Source organism: Nocardia sp. NPDC101769 (assembly GCF_044766925.1).
In the GTDB taxonomy this organism is placed as follows: domain Bacteria; phylum Actinomycetota; class Actinomycetes; order Mycobacteriales; family Mycobacteriaceae; genus Nocardia.
On record NZ_JBIWMX010000002.1, the window covers coordinates 11,445 to 27,507 of the forward strand.

Here is a 16,063-nt window from a genome sequence, read left to right on the forward strand (position 1 = left end):
TCGGCCCGGCAACAAACGACGGCCCGGGTGCGCCAACACCCGAGCCGTCGCCGAATCCGAACGACCGATGGCGAACCGCCGGATGCTCGAACCGCATTTCCAGCATATCCACCGGTCCCGTGGTCGTTCGTCACACCTGACAAGGAACGAACAACCATGTCCGTCACACCCATGCCCTCGGCCGCGGTCGAGGTGCACGACCTGGTCAAAACCTATCCCGGCGGCCGCCGCAAGCCCGATGTGCGGGCCCTCGACGGCCTGAGCTTCGGCATTGCCGCCGGCACCGTCTACGGCATGCTCGGCCCCAACGGGGCGGGTAAGTCCACCACCACCAAGATCTGCACCACCCTGTCGCGAGCCGATTCCGGGACCGCGCGGGTGGCCGGATTCGATGTCACCACCGACGCGGCCGCCATCCGGCATCGCATCGGCTACGTCTCGCAGGGCTCGGGCGCCGACCCGCGGCAGACGCCCTTCGAGAACCTGGTCATGGCCGCGCGCCTGCACGGTCTGACCCGCCACGACGCGGTGACCCGGGCCGACGGCCTGCTCGATCAGTTCCAGCTCACCGAGGCGCGAAACCGCAAGGTGTCCAAGCTCTCCGGCGGCATGCGGCGCAAACTGGACGTCGCCGTCGGACTGGTGCACACGCCGTCGGTGCTGTTCCTGGACGAGCCGACCACCGGCCTGGACCCGCAGGCGCGGGCCGAGATGTGGTCGGAGATCCGGCGATTGTCCACCGAGGCGGCCCTCACCGTGGTGCTCACCACTCACTATCTGGAGGAGGCCGACGAGCTGGCCGATCGCCTGGTCATCATCGATCACGGGCGCGCGGTCATCGAAGGCACACCGGCACAGCTGAAGTCGACACTCGACGGCGATACCCTCACCGTCGAACTGATCGCGCCGGATGTGGCCACCGTGCGCGCGGTCGGGGAATCCATTCCAGCACTGCGGGATATCGTCGTCGAGCAGGACGGGCCCAACGGCAAGCTCATCGCCCGCACCGACGACCCCTCCGGTATCGTCGGCCGGGTCATCGCCGAATTCGACGCCGCCGCTATCGGTTTCGGTGCCGTCTCCATCTCCCGGCCCTCCCTCGACGATGTGTATCTGCACTATGCGGGCCGCTCGTACCGGGCCGACAACAACCGCGACCGGGCGGAGGTGGCGGCATGACCGCCCTCACCTACGACCTGCCCATCACCCGCGAAAACCCCACGGCCGGTTGGCCGGTGGCGGCCGGGCAGATCTTCCGGCGCTGGATGGTGAACACGTTGCGCGAATCCTGGGGCGTGTTCGCGGCGCTGCTGCAGCCCATCGTGTGGATTCTGCTGTTCGGGCAGGTCTTCGAATCCGTCGGCGACATCCCGGGATTCGGGGCGGCCAACTACATCACCTTCCTGGCCCCCGGTGTGCTCATGATGACCGTGCTCTACTCGGGCGTCTGGGCGGGCACCGGATACATCGAGGACATCGACAACGGCGTGATGAATCAGCTGCTCACCGCACCGATTTCGCGCAGCGCGGTGGTGGCGGGCCAGCTCGGCGTGCAGCTCACCATCGGCCTGGTCCAGTCCGCGCTGGTCCTGCTCATCGGATTCGCCGGCGGCGCACGCTATCCCGGCGGCGTGACCGGCATCGCGCTGGCCCTCGCCGCGGCCACCCTGCTGGCGGCCGTCTTCTGCGCGGGCTCGGTGGCCCTGGCCCTGATCTCCCGCAGCCAGATCGCCCTGATCGGCATGTCCCAGCTGATAATCCTGCCCCTGACCTTCCTGTCCTCGGGCATGATGGCCACCTCTCTCATGCCGGGCTGGGTCCGGGCCATCTCCAAGTTCAACCCGGTGACCTGGGCGGTCGACATCGGCCGCACCGGCCTGGCGGGCACCGCCGACGCGGGCTTCGTCGCCGCCCACCTCGGTTACCTGACCGCCCTGGCGGCGCTCGCCTTCCTCTGGGCGCTGTCGGCCTTCCGCACCTACCAGCGGACGCAGTAACAGGCCGAACACGCGAAAGTCCGGCCTGCGTGGCGATCTTGCCCGCAGGCCGGACGTCGTGCGTGAGAGCTACGAGAGCTGGTTCGCCCTACTTGTCGAACAGCGCCAGATACTTGGTCTGCCCGAACATCTCGGCCGCGTCGCGCGCGGACGGGCTGCCCGCGTTCGGATCGGCCCCGGCCGCCAGCAGGGCGTGGACGATATCGTCCGAGCCCTTGAAGACCGCGCCGGACAGCGGGGTCTGGCCCTTGTCGTTGCCGAAGTTGGGGTCGGCCTTGCGTTCCAGCAGGGCGTTCACCGCCTCCGGGTGCGAGTAGTAGGCGGCCAGCATGAGCAGCGTGTCGCCATTCTCGTTGGTCAGGTTCACCGGCACCCCGGCGTCCAGGTACGCGCCCAGGGTGGCGGCATCGCCGCTGCGGGCCAGATCGAAGATCTTGCTCGCCAGCTCGAGTACTTCCGGATCCAGGTCGTTGGGTTCCACCAGGCCACTCTAGCCAGCGGGACCGCCACGGCCGAGTGAAGTTCCCGTATAGGAATCGGCGTGCTCAGGAGGTGATGATGAGCAGCTCGGTCTTCGACGCGATCTCGGTGCGCAGCCCGGACTTCTCGGCCACCCGGGCCAGCCCGTCGATATCCGACGGCTCCGACCGCGACAGCACCAGCGCGCGCGCCAGCAGGCCCTTGTGGTGTTTGTTGAAGTGGCTCACCACGGTTCGCTTCCCGTCCGGCCGCTCGGTCAGCACCGTCGCGGTGACCGCGCCCGGGACCCGGCCCAGATTCTGATAGGTGCCCGACCGCAGATCCACCACCAGGTGCCCGGCCGTCTCCGCGCGCAGCGCCGCCGGCAGCGCCGCCTTCCACAGCGACTGCAGCGTCGGCAGACCCGGCAGCTTCGACCCGCCCGAAAGCCGGTAGGCCGGAATCGGATCGCCCGCGCGGATCACCCCGAACAGCGCCGAGCCGATGCCCAGGCGGGCCTCGGCCTTGGCGCGCTGGGCCTTGGTGAACCGGGCCACATCGAGCGCGTCGTAGAGCACGCCCGTGTAGCGGTCCAGGGCCGGGCGGGTGGCGGAGGTGCGCAGGGCGGCATTGCGCGCGATCTCCGCGTCAGCCCCCTTGCCCAGTGCCAGCGCGGCGCGCGAGGCGTCGGGATCGGCGGCCAGCGCGATCACCTCGGTGACGAGTTTGTCGCGCACCGCCGTGAGCTGCGGCATCGCGAGGGAATCCAGGTCCAGGGGACTGCCCGAACCACCGTCGGACTTGGTTTCTGAGGGAGGCAGCAGCACCAGCACGAGCCAACACGGTAATGCCTTGTGAACTGTGCGCGAGCAGGGGCTACTGTGTTGAGCCGTGATCACCCGTCTCTCCCACCTGTTCCTGCGCACCCTGCGCGACGACCCCGCCGACGCCGAGGTGCCCAGCCACAAGCTGCTGGTGCGTGCCGGTTACGTGCGTCGCATCGCGCCCGGCGTCTACTCGTGGCTGCCGCTCGGCCTGCGTACGCTGCGCAAGGTCGAGGATGTCGTCCGGTCGGAGATGAACGCCATCGGGGCCCAGGAGATCTCGCTGCCGGCGTTGCTGCCGCGCGAACCGTACGAAACCACCAACCGCTGGACCGAGTACGGCGACGGCCTGTTCCGGCTCAAGGACCGCAAGGGCCAGGACTACCTGCTCGGCCCCACCCACGAGGAGCTGTTCGCCCTCACCGTGAAGGGCGAGTACAGCTCCTACAAGGATCTGCCGGTCACGCTGTACCAGATCCAGACCAAGTACCGCGACGAAGGCCGCCCGCGCGCGGGCATCCTGCGCGGGCGCGAGTTCATCATGAAGGACTCGTACTCCTTCGACCTCGACGAGGACGGGCTGAAGAACAGCTACAACGCCCACCGCGAGGCCTACCAGAAGATCTTCGACCGCCTCGGCGTCAAGTACGTCATCGTGGCCGCCACCTCCGGCGCCATGGGCGGCTCGGCGTCGGAGGAGTTCCTGGCCGACAGCCCCGTCGGCGAGGACACCTACGTCATCTGCCGCGAATCCGGTTACGCCGCAAACGTGGAGGCCGTGGTCACCGCCGCGCCCCCGGCCATCCCGCTCGAGGGCCAGGCCGACGCCGTCGTCCACGACACCCCCAACACGCCGACCATCGCGACGCTGGTCGACTGGGCCAACAGCGCCAACGTGCTGGGCCGCGAGGTGACCGCCGCCGACACCCTCAAGAACGTCATGGTCAAGCTGCGCTACCCCGACGGCAAGACCGAGATCCTCGGTGTCGGCATCCCCGGCGACCGCGAGGTCGACGACAAGCGCCTCGGGGCGTCCGTCGAGCCGGCCGAGGTGGAAATGCTCGACGAGACCGACTTCAAGGCCAACCCGTTCCTGGTGAAGGGCTACATCGGCCCGAAGGCGCTGCAGGCCAATGGCGTCCGCTACCTCGTCGACCCGCGCGTGGTGTCCGGCACCGCCTGGATCACCGGCGCCGACGAGCCCGGCAAGCACTACGTCGGCCTGGTCTCCGGACGCGACTTCACCCCCGACGGCACCATCGAGGCCGCCGAGGTCCGCGACGGCGATCCCTCGCCCGACGGCCGCGGCGTCCTGGAAGCCGCCCGCGGCATCGAGATCGGCCACATCTTCCAGCTCGGCCAGAAGTACACCGACGCCTTCGAGGTCGACGTGCTGGGCGAGAACGGCAAGCCGGTCCGCCTCACCATGGGCTCCTATGGCGTCGGCGTCTCCCGCATGGTCGCGGTGCTCGCCGAGCAGATGCACGATGACAAGGGCCTGCGCTGGCCCCGCGAGGTCGCCCCGTTCGACGTCCACGTCGTCATCGCCAACAAGGACGAGGGCGCCCGCGCCGGCGCCGAACAGGTTGCCGCCGAACTCGATTCCCTCGGCTTCGAGGTCCTCCTCGACGACCGCACCGCCTCCCCGGGCGTGAAGTTTAAGGACGCCGAACTCCTCGGCATGCCCTACATCGTGGTCGTCGGCCGCGGCTGGGCCGATGGCAAGATCGAACTCCGCGACCGCTTCGCCGGCACCGCCGAGGAACTCCCGGCAGAGACCGCCGTGGCCTCGGTCGCGGCCAAGATCCGCGGCTGATCCTTCCGAATCCGAAGTGGCGCATCACCTTCCGGGTGATGCGCCACTTTCGTCACCGGCTCCGGTCGTCGTCCGGTCGCCAGATGTTCCAGCCGAGCCCGTGCCCGCGAACCATCTGCCTGACGGCAACCTCGTAGTACTTCTTCGCGTCACAGTCGTCCACGCACGCCAGGTGCCGATCGAGCCCGCTCTTCGCCTCGGCGAGCGTGGCGGGCCGCCGATAGGGCGCCCGGTGCCGATTACGGATCGCACGTGCCACAACCCGGCTCCATTCGACTCGCCGGAAACCGAATGACCTTCGCGGACCCGACTCTCTCCGCCTCGATCTTGATGATCTGTCCCGCCGCCATCTTCCGCTCACACATCGCGGTCAGGCAATCCTGATGCAACACAAGCGATTCCATCGCCTCCGCCGACGTCATCGCCGGTTCCCGCTCCCCGACATCGCAATTTTCCAGCCGTTCGTAGATGTCCACGACCCATTCACCTCCTGGCGCTCGCCAATTTCCTTGCGTCCGCGTCGGTGGCGGCCACGCCCTCTATTTCCGTACCGACCGGAATTTCTTATATCCTCGCCCAGGCAGGCGATGAAGACACCTGCCTCGACGATCGTCAAGAGCATCAAAGCCCAAGCATCCCAAGTCATTTCGACTCCCTATTGCTCTCGGATTCATTCCACCGCGGCGGGCCGACCCTGTCGCCGTCAGGTGCCATGCACTAAGCATGCGCTGAAAAGTGCTGCGGCAATACGTGCATGGCATACAGTCGCGTGAAATAAGATTGAGGTGCAGAACGCACATGTGCGTAGAGAACGTTTCCCAGATAGCGAGGCTAACGAAATGGCCGGTTTGACGGTCTCTCGCATGGATTTCGGAAACTTCATGAAATCTGTGCGATCAAAGGCGCCTCGTACGGCCCTGTCGACTGCGGCGGCCCACCTCGAGGTCACGCGATTTGTCCTGATGCGAATGGAGGAAGGCTCGCCGACCAAGCTCACCAGGCCGCAGATCAAGGACCTGCTCGAGTACTACCACGCTTCCCCGGAGGACCAGGCCAAGGCGCTCAGGCTTCTGGAAGAGGTTCGAGCACAGGACAATGCGGCCAAGGCGCAGGGGAACTCGAAAGGGTTCTGGCAGCCGTACAGCGACCAAGTCGCGCCGAACTTCGAGAAGCTCCTCCGGCTCGAAGGAGTGGCAGATCGGATCATCACCTACCAACCGGTAATCGTGCCCGGCTTGCTGCAGACCGCCGACTACCGGCGGGAAATCGTCCGCGTCACCCTGCCGCGCCTGTCCGCCGTGGACGTAGAACGGCGGGTCGAGCTCACCCAAAAGCGGCAAACACGACTAGATGATGCCGGTTTTCGGTTGGAGGCGTTCATATCCGAAGCGGTCTTGTGGAACAGGCCCGGATTGTCGGAGGTCATGTCAGTGCAACTGCGGTGGCTCGCCGAAGTTGGAGACCGGGACAATGTTGAGATCCGGGCGCTCCCGTTCGCTATCGGCCCACACCCAGGGCTTGTCATACAGCAGTTCATCCTGCTCCATCTGCCCAAAGGCACGAGTGGGATGACTTTGCCGCCAGTGGTATACGCCGAAGGCGCCATCGGCAGCGTTCTCCACGAGCACGCCGAAGAGGTCGACGAATATCGTGAAGCAATCGCCGGTCTTCGGGCTGTAGCGTTGACAGCGCAGGCCACCAGGGACTTGCTGGTGCGAATCGCAAAGGAGCACACGGCATGAAGAAGCCGGTAATGAGCGAGTGGTACAAGTCGAGCTTCTCCGATGCTGGCAAAGAGTGTGTCGAGGTTCGGCACGACCCAGCTGTCACGCTGGTGCGCGACATGAAGGACAACGGCCGAGGCCCGGTCCTGGCGTTCCCCGCCGACGTGTGGACGAACTTCATCGACAGCGGCATCTGGCAGCAGTGACGAACTGACCGCACGACGAAAGCCCCTGGCCCGGTGGCCGATCCAGTCGGCGGCTTTCGTCCGGGCGGGTTGAGCAGCAGTTTTCCGCGAATTCCTCAGTCGTAGTACGCGTTCAGGCCGGTTCGGCCGGCCGCCCTGGATGGCCGGTGGCAGGGTCGGGGCGGCCGGCGATCTGCCGGCCCACGTCGGTGCCCACTGCCAGCGTGAGGCTGAGGGTGATCGCCAGGGCCAATTGCGGTCCGCCGCTTGCGAAACGCCCCTCACTGAGGGCGAGCAGCCCGAGATAGAGCGAGCGGCCGGGGAGCAGGGGAGCGAGGGCGGGCACCATCAGAGGCAGGGTGCTGCTGCCCAGCACGCGGGCTCCGAGTCCGCCGAAGATCCCGATCAGTATGGCCGCCACGGCCGTCGCGGCCACGGGGGCCAGGTGCGCGACGACGAGGAGATGGTAGGTCGTGAAGCACGCCAGGCCGGTGGCCGTGGCCGCTGCTATCGCTCGCGGAGGAACCTCGTGAATGACAGCGAAGGCTGCGGTCAGCGCCCCGGCCGTCAGCACGAGTGCCCAGCCGGCAGTGGGAGCTTGGCCGAAGCTGGTGTCCTGCACGGTCGGTCCGGCCCCGGCCAGGCGGCCGATGTACAGGGTCCCGGTCACCCCGCAGACGATGGCGGTCAGCAGGAAGAATGCCTCGAGCAGGCGTGCGCCCGCGGTCAGGAAGTAGCCGGCCAAGCCGTCGTTGATCGCCAGCACGAGCGGGCGGCCGGGAAATTGCGCGAAGAGCGCGCCGGTGATCATGGCGCCCGCGTGAGACCGGTCGATCACCGTGCTCGCCGCGACACCGATTCCGGCTGCCGCTATGGCCGCGGCGCCGAGCTGGTAGAACGGCGCAGCCCCGGTCCGGGCTACGGCCGCCGCGGCGCGCTCGCCGATCAGGCCGCCGCCGAGCGCGCCGAGGAGCACCCACCAGCCGCCGCCCACCATGACCGCCGCGAAAGCCGAGACCAGCGCGGTCGCCACCGACAGCACCCACTGCGGGTATGGGCCGGGCCCGCGTTCGATCGCGGCCAGTTGCTCCGCTGCCGCGCTCGGTGACAGCCCGTCGGCAATGCGCGCGGTGAGACGCTCGACGTCATCCACACGGGTGTAGTGCGAGCCGCGATCCAGCACCGATCGATCCGCAGCCAGCGGCGCCACGTCCACCGATGGCTGGTACGACAGGCTGATCATGGAGAAGGTGACGTTCGGGACGCTGCCGTTCAAGCGGTATGCGCTGGTGACCGCGCGCATCGCGGCCTCGACTTCCCGGCAACTCGCCCCGCCGCCCAACAGTGCGGTCCCGATGCGCAGCGCCAAGTCGAGTACCCGTGGAGGGGAAGGGGCTGCGGCACGGTGATGCCACATCCGTCCCCTTCGAACGCGCACCGCCACTCGCGGCGACGATCGCGCCGCTCTCGAATCTGCTCCGCGCAGCCACTCTCTCTTCCGTGCGTTCACGGTCCTACCGACTTGCACGACAACTCAAATCACGGTCCCGGCCTTGATGACATGGCGCAGGGTCTGCTCGGGCCGGGTGAGCACGCGGATATCGTCGAGCGGATCGCCATCGACGACGAGCAGGTCGGCGTGGGCTCCGACGTCGAGGGTGCCGATGTCGCCTTCCATGCGCAGCAGCCGGGCAGCCGTGGTGGTGGCGGCGCGGAGAATGTCGGCCGCCGGCTGAATTTCGGCGCGCAGGGCGAATTCTCGCAGCTGTGCGCTGTGCAGCGGGCCGAGCAGATCGGTGCCGAAGACCAGGTTGACCCCTGCGGTGTGGGCCCGTTCGAGTGCGGACATGGCCGCTGCGTGGACATCGGCGATCTTCTTGTACGACTGTTCGGGCATTCCGACGGCCTTGCCGAACTGGGCCATCTGGTCGTAGGTCACCAGCGTGGGGACCAGGAAGGCGTCGCGTTCGAGCAGCAGGCCGATGGTTTCGTCGTCGATGAGGTTTCCATGTTCCACGCAGCGGACGCCCGCCCGCAGCGCCCGGTTGACGCCGCGCGGGTGGTAAGCGTGCGCGGTGACATAGCGGTTGTGTTGCTCCGCCTCGGTGACCGCCGCACGGATCTCCTCATCGGTGTACTGGACCGCCGATATCTCGTCGTGCGGCGAGGCGACGCCTCCGCTGATCAGTATCTTCAGATGCGAAGCGCCCTTGCGGAATTCGTCACGCGCGGCGGCGCGCACCTCGTCGACACCGTCGGCGATGCGGGCGAAGGCGGGACGACTCTGGCAACAGGGCATCGCGTCGTCACCCAGTGGGCGGATGTCCCCGTGCCCACCGGTCTGTGACAGCGCCTTCCCGCCGTAGACCAAACGCGGACCCACAGCGAGCCCTTCCTCGATGGCCCGGGCCATCCCGTAGTCGGCGCCGCCAACGTCGCGGACGGTGGTGAATCCGCGCCGGAGCATGCGCTCGGCTTCCTTCAAGGCCCGGACAGTGGCGTACCCGGGGGTCCAGCCGGCCGCTTCCTTCGGGTCGAAGGTGGTCAACAGCAGATGCACGTGTGCGTCGATCAGACCCGGCAGCACTGTCGCCCCGGCGACGTCGAGCACCGGCACGTTCTCCGACACCGTCGGCGGGCGCCCGGTGCCATGGCCCGCGATGCGACCGTCGGCGACCTCCAGCCATGAAACATCGCTCAGCTCACCGTCTTCGGGATGCAGGAGCTGAGCGTTCGTGATCAACAGGCGATCGGGATTCGAGGAACTCATGCCCGGTTTCCTTCCAGTAATAGCCAAGTTGAATGCAACAATAGATGCATAAGATTGATCTGTGCAATGATTGTTCCATGGAGTTCACATCACTGTCGCTACGCACCTCGCCCGGCCGCCGTGACGAGCTGGTCGAGCTTTATCGCTCGCTGGGCATCCTCGAAGCCGCGGGCGCCCTCGCGGCGCAGGTTCTGATTCCGGCGGACGAGCCGGACACGATCGTCGTCACAGCCCTGTGGGCCGACGCCGACGCCTGTGCGGCCTGGCAGAATTCACCCCGGCGTCAGGAATTCGCCCTGGCCATGACGCCCTTCTTCGACTCTGCCGACGCCATCGGTACCCGCGGCTTCCACGTCGCGCACCACACGACGCAGTGACAAGGGCGCCTACCCCCCACAAGGAGACGACACGTGAGCATCGACGCATGGCTGGCCGAACACGCCTCGCGTGACACGCTCGGTCCCCAAGCCGAACGTGTTGCGCAGGTGCTCGTCCGGGCGCCGCAGTTCGCCAGCTACTCCTCCGCCCGCGAGATCGCCGAACGCGCCGGCGTCAATGTCTCCACCGTGGTCCGCACCGCGCAGCAACTCGGCTTCGAGGGCTGGCCTCAGCTTCGCGAGGAACTCCGCGCCCTCTACCTCGCCTCCGTCTCCTCCGGAGACATCTCCCTCGGCCCCGCGGCCGCCGACCCCGCAGCCCAGATGCTGCGGCAGGACGCCAACAACGTTGTCGCACTGGCCACCTCCGACAACCTCGCCGCCATCCGTGCCACCGCCCGGGCCATCAAAGCGGCCCGCCGCACACTCATCATCAGCTCCGGCAGCGGAGCCGGTCCCGCCCACATCCTCGGCTACCTCGGCGCCATCGCCGGGCACGACATCCGGCTTTCCCTCGGCTCCTCCACCACGCAGGCCGTCGACGTCGCTCGCCTCGAAGAGGGTGACTGCCTCATCACCATCAACATCTGGCGGCTGACCCGAACACTGCGCGGCCTGACCCGACTCGCCCGCGACCGTGGCGCCACCGTCAGCGTTCTCACCGACCTCCGAACCTCCCCCCTCGCCGGGGACGCCGACCACCTCATCCTCACCCCCATCGAGGCCACCCATGCCGGACCATCCCTCACCGGCGTAGTCGCCGCAATCCAGGCCATTCTCAGCGAACTCGCCGACGACGACGCGATCCGCGCCTCGGGCCGGATCCAGCAAATGTGGCAAGACCTCGACCTCATGGACGACCAACCCTGAACCTGCTCACGGCATCCGGACCCGCTGCGCGGGTGGCGAGTTCGTTGTCGGTTAACCGCCGCCGGGGCGGCTGGATCCCGTGATCAGCCGGCGTCATCGAGAGAACCCGGGGAGAGTGCCGCGTGTAGCCAGTGTTCAGCTCGGGTCGCATCCAGTCCTCGTCTCGCTGCCGGAGATGACTGTTTTCCGCCGCTGATTACCTGAGTAGGATTCGGTTCAGGGTGATCGCAGATGGGGGTATCTCATGGACGATATCCGTTGACATGCTGAAACCATTCGCGGTCGGAGACGTGAGTGTGGGGTATGTCTTCCGGATCGGCGGCCGCGCGCCGAAGTCCGGCCAGTAGATCCAGATTGCTGGGACATTGCTCTCCGAAGTGGGATTTACCGAAGTGGGATTTACCGCGGCACCGTCGACCGCGCCGCAACCCCCGGATGGTCACGACGACGTAGTCGTTACGAACGAGACATGCGAGGTGACGAAATCGATCAGGCGTAGCAGTCGCTTCACCGAGTCCACCGGAAAGGCAATGATGATGACGAACGAGACTTACCGAAGTTCCACGCGTCGGCTGTTCACCACGGTCGTGCTGGCGGGGGTGGCGATGGCAGTTCCCGCGATGGCGGCGGTTCCGGCCGCGACCGCGCTGAGCGCAGCGCCCGGCCTGGTGCAGGTCGATCGGCCTTGGGGGTGGGCTGGTAATCATGCCGCGCCGGCTCCGCCACCTCCGCCGGTCCCGCCCCATGGCTGCGACACCGAAGACTGCGGGCAAAACGGCGGGGGCGGCAACAGCTGCACCGACCCCAGCCAGACCGGGAACGGCTGCGGCGAGAACAGCGACAACGGTGGGACCGGAGGTGGACCAGCGGTCGCCGAGGCCCACGGAATCCACTACACCACGGTCACGCCGCAAGAAGTCGAGAGGTAGCGCGCCCGAGTCGACATCCCCTGATCCTGTTCGGCCACAACATGATCCGCTCCAACACCGTGCCCCTCTGCCTGCCTCTGGTTTTGGGTCGCCAGTGTTGCTGACGGTATCCAGGGATCATCGACGAATGGACTGTGAGTCCGAAAAGGCCCAAGGTTCAATTGGACCTCAGGCCAGATCATCAGAGGCTGGTCGACGCCGTGGCGAACTCACCGGCGCTCGCCAGCGCGATGTCCTCGTCGACCTCGTGCCGGGTCAAGCGCCGGCTGCCGGCGCCGAGGCCGAATCCGGCCAGTAGTGCTGCTACCGCGAAGAAGGCCGCGCCGGTGAAGAAGGCGATGCGGTAGGCGCCTTCGGCGGGCAGGGCCACGGCCGCACCGTTGGCGAGGGTGTGGAGCAGGGTGTCGCTGGTGAGGATCGTGACGACCAGCGCGCTGCCGATCGCGCCGCCCACGGTGCGCATGATCGAGTTGATCGAGTTGGCGATGCCGGTCTCGTGCGGTGCCACATTGGCGACGAGCAGGGCGGGCATTGCGGCGTAGGCGATCGCGATCGCGGCATTCGCGACGACCAGTGCGACAACGACTTCCGCGCTCGTCGTGTGGAGCAGCGCCAGGGCGGTGAGAGCGCACAGGCCGATGACGCTGGCGAGCAGCAGAACATAGCGCGGGCCGATCCGCCCGACCAGACGCCCGGCGATCGGACCCATCACCACGGACACCACCGCGCCCGGCAGCATGAAGGCCACACTCGTGCGCAGCACCGAGGCGTCGAAACCGAACCCCGCCAGCGCCCGCGGCGTCGCCACGAAATAGGTCGCCCCCAGGAACACGCTGAACATCGCGAAACCGACGCAGAAGCTGGCCAGGTTGGTCACCGCGACCGGCCGATGCGCCAGCAGCGAGGTCGCCACCAGCGGCTCACGCAGCTTGGACTGCAGCAGCAGGAACCCGGCCAGCACGATCGCCGCGGCCACGAACAGCGCGATCACTCGTGTGCTGCCCCAGCCCCATTCGTGTCCCTGCGAGATCGGCAGCAGCAGGCAGACCAGACCGGTGCCGAGGACCGCGGCACCCACATAATCGACACGGCCGCCCTGCCCCGCGCGGCGCGGCAGCGTGACGAACGCCAGCACCAGCACCATCGCCGTCAGCACGACGCACAGCCAGAAGATGCGGCGGTAGTCCGCACCGCCCTGCGTCAGCAGACCCGTCGCCACCAGCGCAACACCGCTACCAACGCCCAGGGTTGATGCGGTGACGGCCAATGCCCCGGTCAGGCGCTCGGCGGGAAGTTCGCGACGTAGCACGCTGATCGCCAGCGGGAACAGGCCGAAACTGGCTCCCTGCAGGGCTCGTCCGACGATGAGCAGATCGATGCTGTGTGCCGACGCGGCGAGCAGGCTGCCGGCCAGCGTGACCATGAGCGTCGCCAGCACAACCGGTTTGTGCCCGTAGACATCACCCAGTCGCCCGAGCAGCGGCGTCAGCGCCGAGGCGGCCAGCATCGTCGCCGTCGTCACCCATCCGACGGTCGTCGCCGAGACCCCGAGTTGCAGACCGATCTGCGGCAGCGCCGGTACGGGCAGTGTCTGAGCCATGGCCAGAAGAAACACAGTGCTGGCCATGGTCAGCACGATCGCGGTCGGCGACGAAGCACGCCGGAGCTCGAGCGGTGAGGTCATTGCTGGCACGCTACGCTGAAATCGACATAGTGTCGATTATGATAGACGCCACGTCGATTGCCGGAATGTAAATCGCTCTAGGGTGAGGTCATGGCGCAGAAGGGCGGACACGGAATGAACCAGACCCGAGAAACGACCGAAGGTCTCCGCCGCCGCGGCACCATGTCCAAAGGTGATCAGCGCGAGGCCCAGATCCTGGACGCGACCCGCCACCTGCTGACGAAGAAGCCGATGGCCAACCTGACCGTCGACGACATCACCAACGCGACCGGCATCTCACGCACCAGCTTCTACTTCTACTTCCCCTCCAAGCAGGCGGTCTTCGCCCGCCTCATGGAGGACGTGAGTGACCGCTACGCGCAAACCCACGTCTGGCTGCCGTCCACCGGCCCGCAGCGAGATCTCCTGCGCACCCAGCTCAGCGGAGCAGCCGAGATCTGGCACGACAACAGCGCGATCCTCGTCTGCTCACTCGAGGGCTACGACAGCAGCTACCCCCCGCTGACCGAGTTCATCGCCGGCATCCAGGCACGATTCACCACTGGGCTCGCGGCCAAGATCGACCGCGACCGCGCGGCCGGGCTCGCTCCCGAGGGGATCGACTCGGCAACGCTCGCGGGCCTGGTCTCGCTCATGCGCGACGGGCGGCTCTCCCAGTTGTCCGCGTCGCCCCAGAACGAAATTCCCAGCAGCATCGACGACCTCGCCGAGGCGATCTTGCGCCTGATCTACGGCCGGCTGGATTGACATCGCCATGCTGTGCCCGGGGCGCGGCCGGGATCGGCGGCTGATTCGCGAATCTGTCAGGCTATGAACGCAATTCGGGTCGGACACCGCATGGTGTCCGACCCGGATCGGCCGTGTTGTGCCGTCGCTCAGTTGTAGGACTTGGCGACGCCGTCGAGGAGGTGTTCGAGGGTGTCGTAGTCGGGTGGGCTGACCTGGTTGACGAGGTTCACGTCGACCGGGAGCTGGTGGGCGGCGGTGGCATTCGTGAACAGGCTCACATCGGTGGGGCGGAAGCCGTGTTCGGCGGCCAGGCGCTGCAGGTCGGGGTCGGTGGTGAGGAGCTTGCCGATCTGGTCGCCCTTGTCGTCGAGGGGGACCACGGTGTGCTGTGACATGACCGTCGGCTTGGGGTACGTCAGGACCATGTCGGGCTTGAGCTGGTTGTGCACGGCCGCGTCGACGTACTGGGCCTCGTAGATCCAGGCCATCGGGACCGTGCCCATGCCGTTGGACAGATAGTCCTTGAACGGGCCGTCGCTGCTCGACTCGGTGAAGCCCTGCCGGGTGAACAGGCGCGAAACACGGGACACCGCAAAGTCTTCCGCCTTGGCGCCGCGCACGATGGTGTTGTCATTGGCGACATAGGCGGTCACCGCCAAATACATGGCGGCCGAGTTGGAGGTGCGTGGGTCGGTCGTGGAGACCAGCACGTTCTTGGGCACCGAATAGGTCGAATTGCCCTCCAGCTGGTTCCACTGCACGCCCTTCTCGGCCAGCGACAGGTACTTCTCGACGTCGAAAGTCGTTGTCGCGCCGGGCTGCACGATCCCGGCCTGGGTCAGCAGGTCGGCGATGGGTTTGAAGGTGGCGATGGCCATGGGGGAGGAGAACGGCACGTACTTGCCGGTCACTCCGCTCTTGCGCTGAACCAGCTCCGCGGCGGCCGAGCTGGACGGGAAGGCGAAGTCGTACTTGCTCAGATCCACCGAGGTGGCGATCTGCCGGGAACCGGCGGGCTCCACCTCCACCTTGAATCCGTGCTTGGCCAGCGCGTCGGCCACCTTGGGATCGTCGAAGAACGCCGACTTCTCCGAGCCGGCCACACCGTGCACGGTGGTCAGGGCCGGCGCGGCGGTGGTTCCCGACGGCGAATCCGTTTGCCGCACAGCCATGATCACCGCGAACCCCAGCACCACCACGACACCCGCGGCGACCACGCCCAGCGCCCGCTTGTTCTCGACCAGCCGGGCCGGTACGAATCGCCCTGCGACAGCGGCGAATACGCTCGTGGTCTCCGCCGGATGCCCATCCGGCGAACCTTCCTCGCCGACCGCCGCCTTGGTCAGATCCACCTCCGTGGCAGCATTCATGGACCGCGTCGGATCCAATTCCCGCCGCGCAATCCGCTCGACGAGAATCGGTACGAACTCCCGCACCGAATGCCCCTCGAACCGCTTGCGCACCGCCCCCACCACGGCCTCGACCCGCTCCGCCGGATGCGCCTCGCCATAGTCCTCGACCAGGCGATTCGTCACCTCCCGCAGTGCCTTCTCTTCCCGCGCAGCATCGACCGCCACAGCATCTCCTCGACCTCACACCGAATTCCGTTGCACGGCAAGAAAAATGCGAAGGAGCCGCGCCGACCGGACCCTATGCCGCCAGAGTGCCCACACGTGATCGCCAATGCAAACGTCAAGTG

The 16,063-nt window shown here is 67.1% G+C and carries 16 protein-coding genes; 8 read left to right on the forward strand and 8 right to left on the reverse strand.

Features of this window, described 5'->3' with window-relative positions:
- Window positions 1–156: 156 nt before the first annotated feature.
- Window positions 157–1,179 carry an ABC transporter ATP-binding protein gene (locus ACIRRA_RS03005; protein WP_402762305.1) on the forward strand — a complete coding sequence of 341 codons (1,023 nt, stop codon included), beginning with the start codon at window positions 157–159 and terminating at the stop codon, window positions 1,177–1,179.
- Window positions 1,176–1,997: an ABC transporter permease gene (locus ACIRRA_RS03010; RefSeq protein WP_402762306.1), complete on the forward strand. Its 822-nt coding sequence runs from the start codon at window positions 1,176–1,178 to the stop codon at window positions 1,995–1,997. The genes ACIRRA_RS03005 and ACIRRA_RS03010 overlap by 4 nt, the downstream gene beginning before the upstream one ends.
- Window positions 1,998–2,085: 88 nt before the next feature.
- On the opposite strand, the gene ACIRRA_RS03015 is transcribed toward ACIRRA_RS03010, so the two are convergent.
- Window positions 2,086–2,478 carry an ankyrin repeat domain-containing protein gene (locus ACIRRA_RS03015; protein WP_402762309.1) on the reverse strand — a complete coding sequence of 131 codons (393 nt, stop codon included), beginning with the start codon at window positions 2,476–2,478 and terminating at the stop codon, window positions 2,086–2,088.
- A 64-nt stretch (window positions 2,479–2,542) separates the two neighbouring features.
- Window positions 2,543–3,289 carry a peroxide stress protein YaaA gene (yaaA, locus tag ACIRRA_RS03020; protein WP_402762312.1) on the reverse strand — a complete coding sequence of 249 codons (747 nt, stop codon included), beginning with the start codon at window positions 3,287–3,289 and terminating at the stop codon, window positions 2,543–2,545.
- A gap of 58 nt (window positions 3,290–3,347) precedes the next feature.
- On the opposite strand from yaaA, the gene ACIRRA_RS03025 reads away from it, so the two are divergent.
- Complete coding sequence (locus tag ACIRRA_RS03025) at window positions 3,348–5,096, forward strand: proline--tRNA ligase (RefSeq protein ID WP_402762314.1); 1,749 nt, start codon at window positions 3,348–3,350, stop codon at window positions 5,094–5,096.
- 52 nt (window positions 5,097–5,148) lie between these two features.
- On the opposite strand, the gene ACIRRA_RS03030 is transcribed toward ACIRRA_RS03025, so the two are convergent.
- Window positions 5,149–5,355 (reverse strand): hypothetical protein, encoded by a 207-nt coding sequence (locus ACIRRA_RS03030; RefSeq protein WP_402762317.1) that lies wholly within the window; start codon window positions 5,353–5,355, stop codon window positions 5,149–5,151.
- Window positions 5,336–5,572 (reverse strand): hypothetical protein, encoded by a 237-nt coding sequence (locus ACIRRA_RS03035; RefSeq protein ID WP_402762320.1) that lies wholly within the window; start codon window positions 5,570–5,572, stop codon window positions 5,336–5,338. The genes ACIRRA_RS03030 and ACIRRA_RS03035 overlap by 20 nt, the downstream gene beginning before the upstream one ends.
- A 387-nt stretch (window positions 5,573–5,959) precedes the next feature.
- Here ACIRRA_RS03035 and ACIRRA_RS03040 point away from each other — a divergent pair, with 387 nt between their 5' ends.
- On the forward strand, window positions 5,960–6,838 hold the full coding sequence (locus ACIRRA_RS03040) for a DUF5753 domain-containing protein (RefSeq protein WP_402762322.1): 879 nt from the start codon (window positions 5,960–5,962) through the stop codon (window positions 6,836–6,838).
- Window positions 6,835–7,026, forward strand: a complete 192-nt coding sequence (locus tag ACIRRA_RS03045; protein ID WP_402762325.1) for a DUF397 domain-containing protein — start codon at window positions 6,835–6,837, stop codon at window positions 7,024–7,026. Before ACIRRA_RS03040 ends, ACIRRA_RS03045 begins: the two co-directional genes overlap by 4 nt.
- 112 nt (window positions 7,027–7,138) lie before the next feature.
- Here the strand turns inward: ACIRRA_RS03045 and ACIRRA_RS03050 are convergent, their stop codons facing one another.
- Together ACIRRA_RS03050 and ACIRRA_RS03055 are read right to left on the reverse strand one after the other, a co-directional pair.
- On the reverse strand, window positions 7,139–8,374 hold the full coding sequence (locus tag ACIRRA_RS03050) for a threonine/serine exporter ThrE family protein (protein ID WP_402762328.1): 1,236 nt from the start codon (window positions 8,372–8,374) through the stop codon (window positions 7,139–7,141).
- Between the two features lie 165 nt (window positions 8,375–8,539).
- Window positions 8,540–9,775, reverse strand: coding sequence for an amidohydrolase family protein (locus ACIRRA_RS03055; protein ID WP_402762331.1), 1,236 nt, complete (start codon window positions 9,773–9,775; stop codon window positions 8,540–8,542).
- A gap of 77 nt (window positions 9,776–9,852) precedes the next feature.
- Here ACIRRA_RS03055 and ACIRRA_RS03060 point away from each other — a divergent pair, with 77 nt between their 5' ends.
- Together ACIRRA_RS03060 and ACIRRA_RS03065 are read left to right on the forward strand one after the other, a co-directional pair.
- A complete protein-coding gene (locus ACIRRA_RS03060; RefSeq protein WP_402762334.1) occupies window positions 9,853–10,152 on the forward strand; it encodes an antibiotic biosynthesis monooxygenase in 300 nt (99 codons plus the stop codon).
- Window positions 10,153–10,185: 33 nt separating this feature from the next.
- Entirely contained in the window at window positions 10,186–11,022 is an 837-nt protein-coding gene (locus ACIRRA_RS03065) for a MurR/RpiR family transcriptional regulator (protein WP_402762336.1), read from the forward strand.
- A gap of 1,110 nt (window positions 11,023–12,132) precedes the next feature.
- On the opposite strand, the gene ACIRRA_RS03070 is transcribed toward ACIRRA_RS03065, so the two are convergent.
- A complete protein-coding gene (locus ACIRRA_RS03070; protein ID WP_402762338.1) occupies window positions 12,133–13,635 on the reverse strand; it encodes an MFS transporter in 1,503 nt (500 codons plus the stop codon).
- A 90-nt stretch (window positions 13,636–13,725) separates the two neighbouring features.
- Here ACIRRA_RS03070 and ACIRRA_RS03075 point away from each other — a divergent pair, with 90 nt between their 5' ends.
- Window positions 13,726–14,382 (forward strand): TetR/AcrR family transcriptional regulator, encoded by a 657-nt coding sequence (locus ACIRRA_RS03075; RefSeq protein WP_402762340.1) that lies wholly within the window; start codon window positions 13,726–13,728, stop codon window positions 14,380–14,382.
- 128 nt (window positions 14,383–14,510) lie between these two features.
- Here ACIRRA_RS03075 and ACIRRA_RS03080 read toward each other — a convergent pair whose 3' ends face one another.
- Complete coding sequence (locus ACIRRA_RS03080; RefSeq protein WP_402762343.1) at window positions 14,511–15,941, reverse strand: three-helix bundle dimerization domain-containing protein; 1,431 nt, start codon at window positions 15,939–15,941, stop codon at window positions 14,511–14,513.
- Window positions 15,942–16,063 lie beyond the last annotated feature (122 nt).

Bases quoted from the DNA above. Each gene is read 5' to 3' on its own strand.
- ACIRRA_RS03075 (WP_402762340.1), top strand. From the start codon at position 13,726: ATGGCGCAGAAGGGCGGACACGGAATGAACCAGACCCGAGAAACGACC.
- ACIRRA_RS03005 (WP_402762305.1), top strand. From the start codon at position 157: ATGTCCGTCACACCCATGCCCTCGGCCGCGGTCGAGGTGCACGACCTG.
- ACIRRA_RS03060 (WP_402762334.1), top strand. From the start codon at position 9,853: ATGGAGTTCACATCACTGTCGCTACGCACCTCGCCCGGCCGCCGTGAC.
- ACIRRA_RS03010 (WP_402762306.1), top strand. From the start codon at position 1,176: ATGACCGCCCTCACCTACGACCTGCCCATCACCCGCGAAAACCCCACG.
- ACIRRA_RS03045 (WP_402762325.1), top strand. From the start codon at position 6,835: ATGAAGAAGCCGGTAATGAGCGAGTGGTACAAGTCGAGCTTCTCCGAT.
- ACIRRA_RS03055 (WP_402762331.1), bottom strand. From the start codon at position 9,775: ATGAGTTCCTCGAATCCCGATCGCCTGTTGATCACGAACGCTCAGCTC.
- ACIRRA_RS03070 (WP_402762338.1), bottom strand. From the start codon at position 13,635: ATGACCTCACCGCTCGAGCTCCGGCGTGCTTCGTCGCCGACCGCGATC.
- ACIRRA_RS03040 (WP_402762322.1), top strand. From the start codon at position 5,960: ATGGATTTCGGAAACTTCATGAAATCTGTGCGATCAAAGGCGCCTCGT.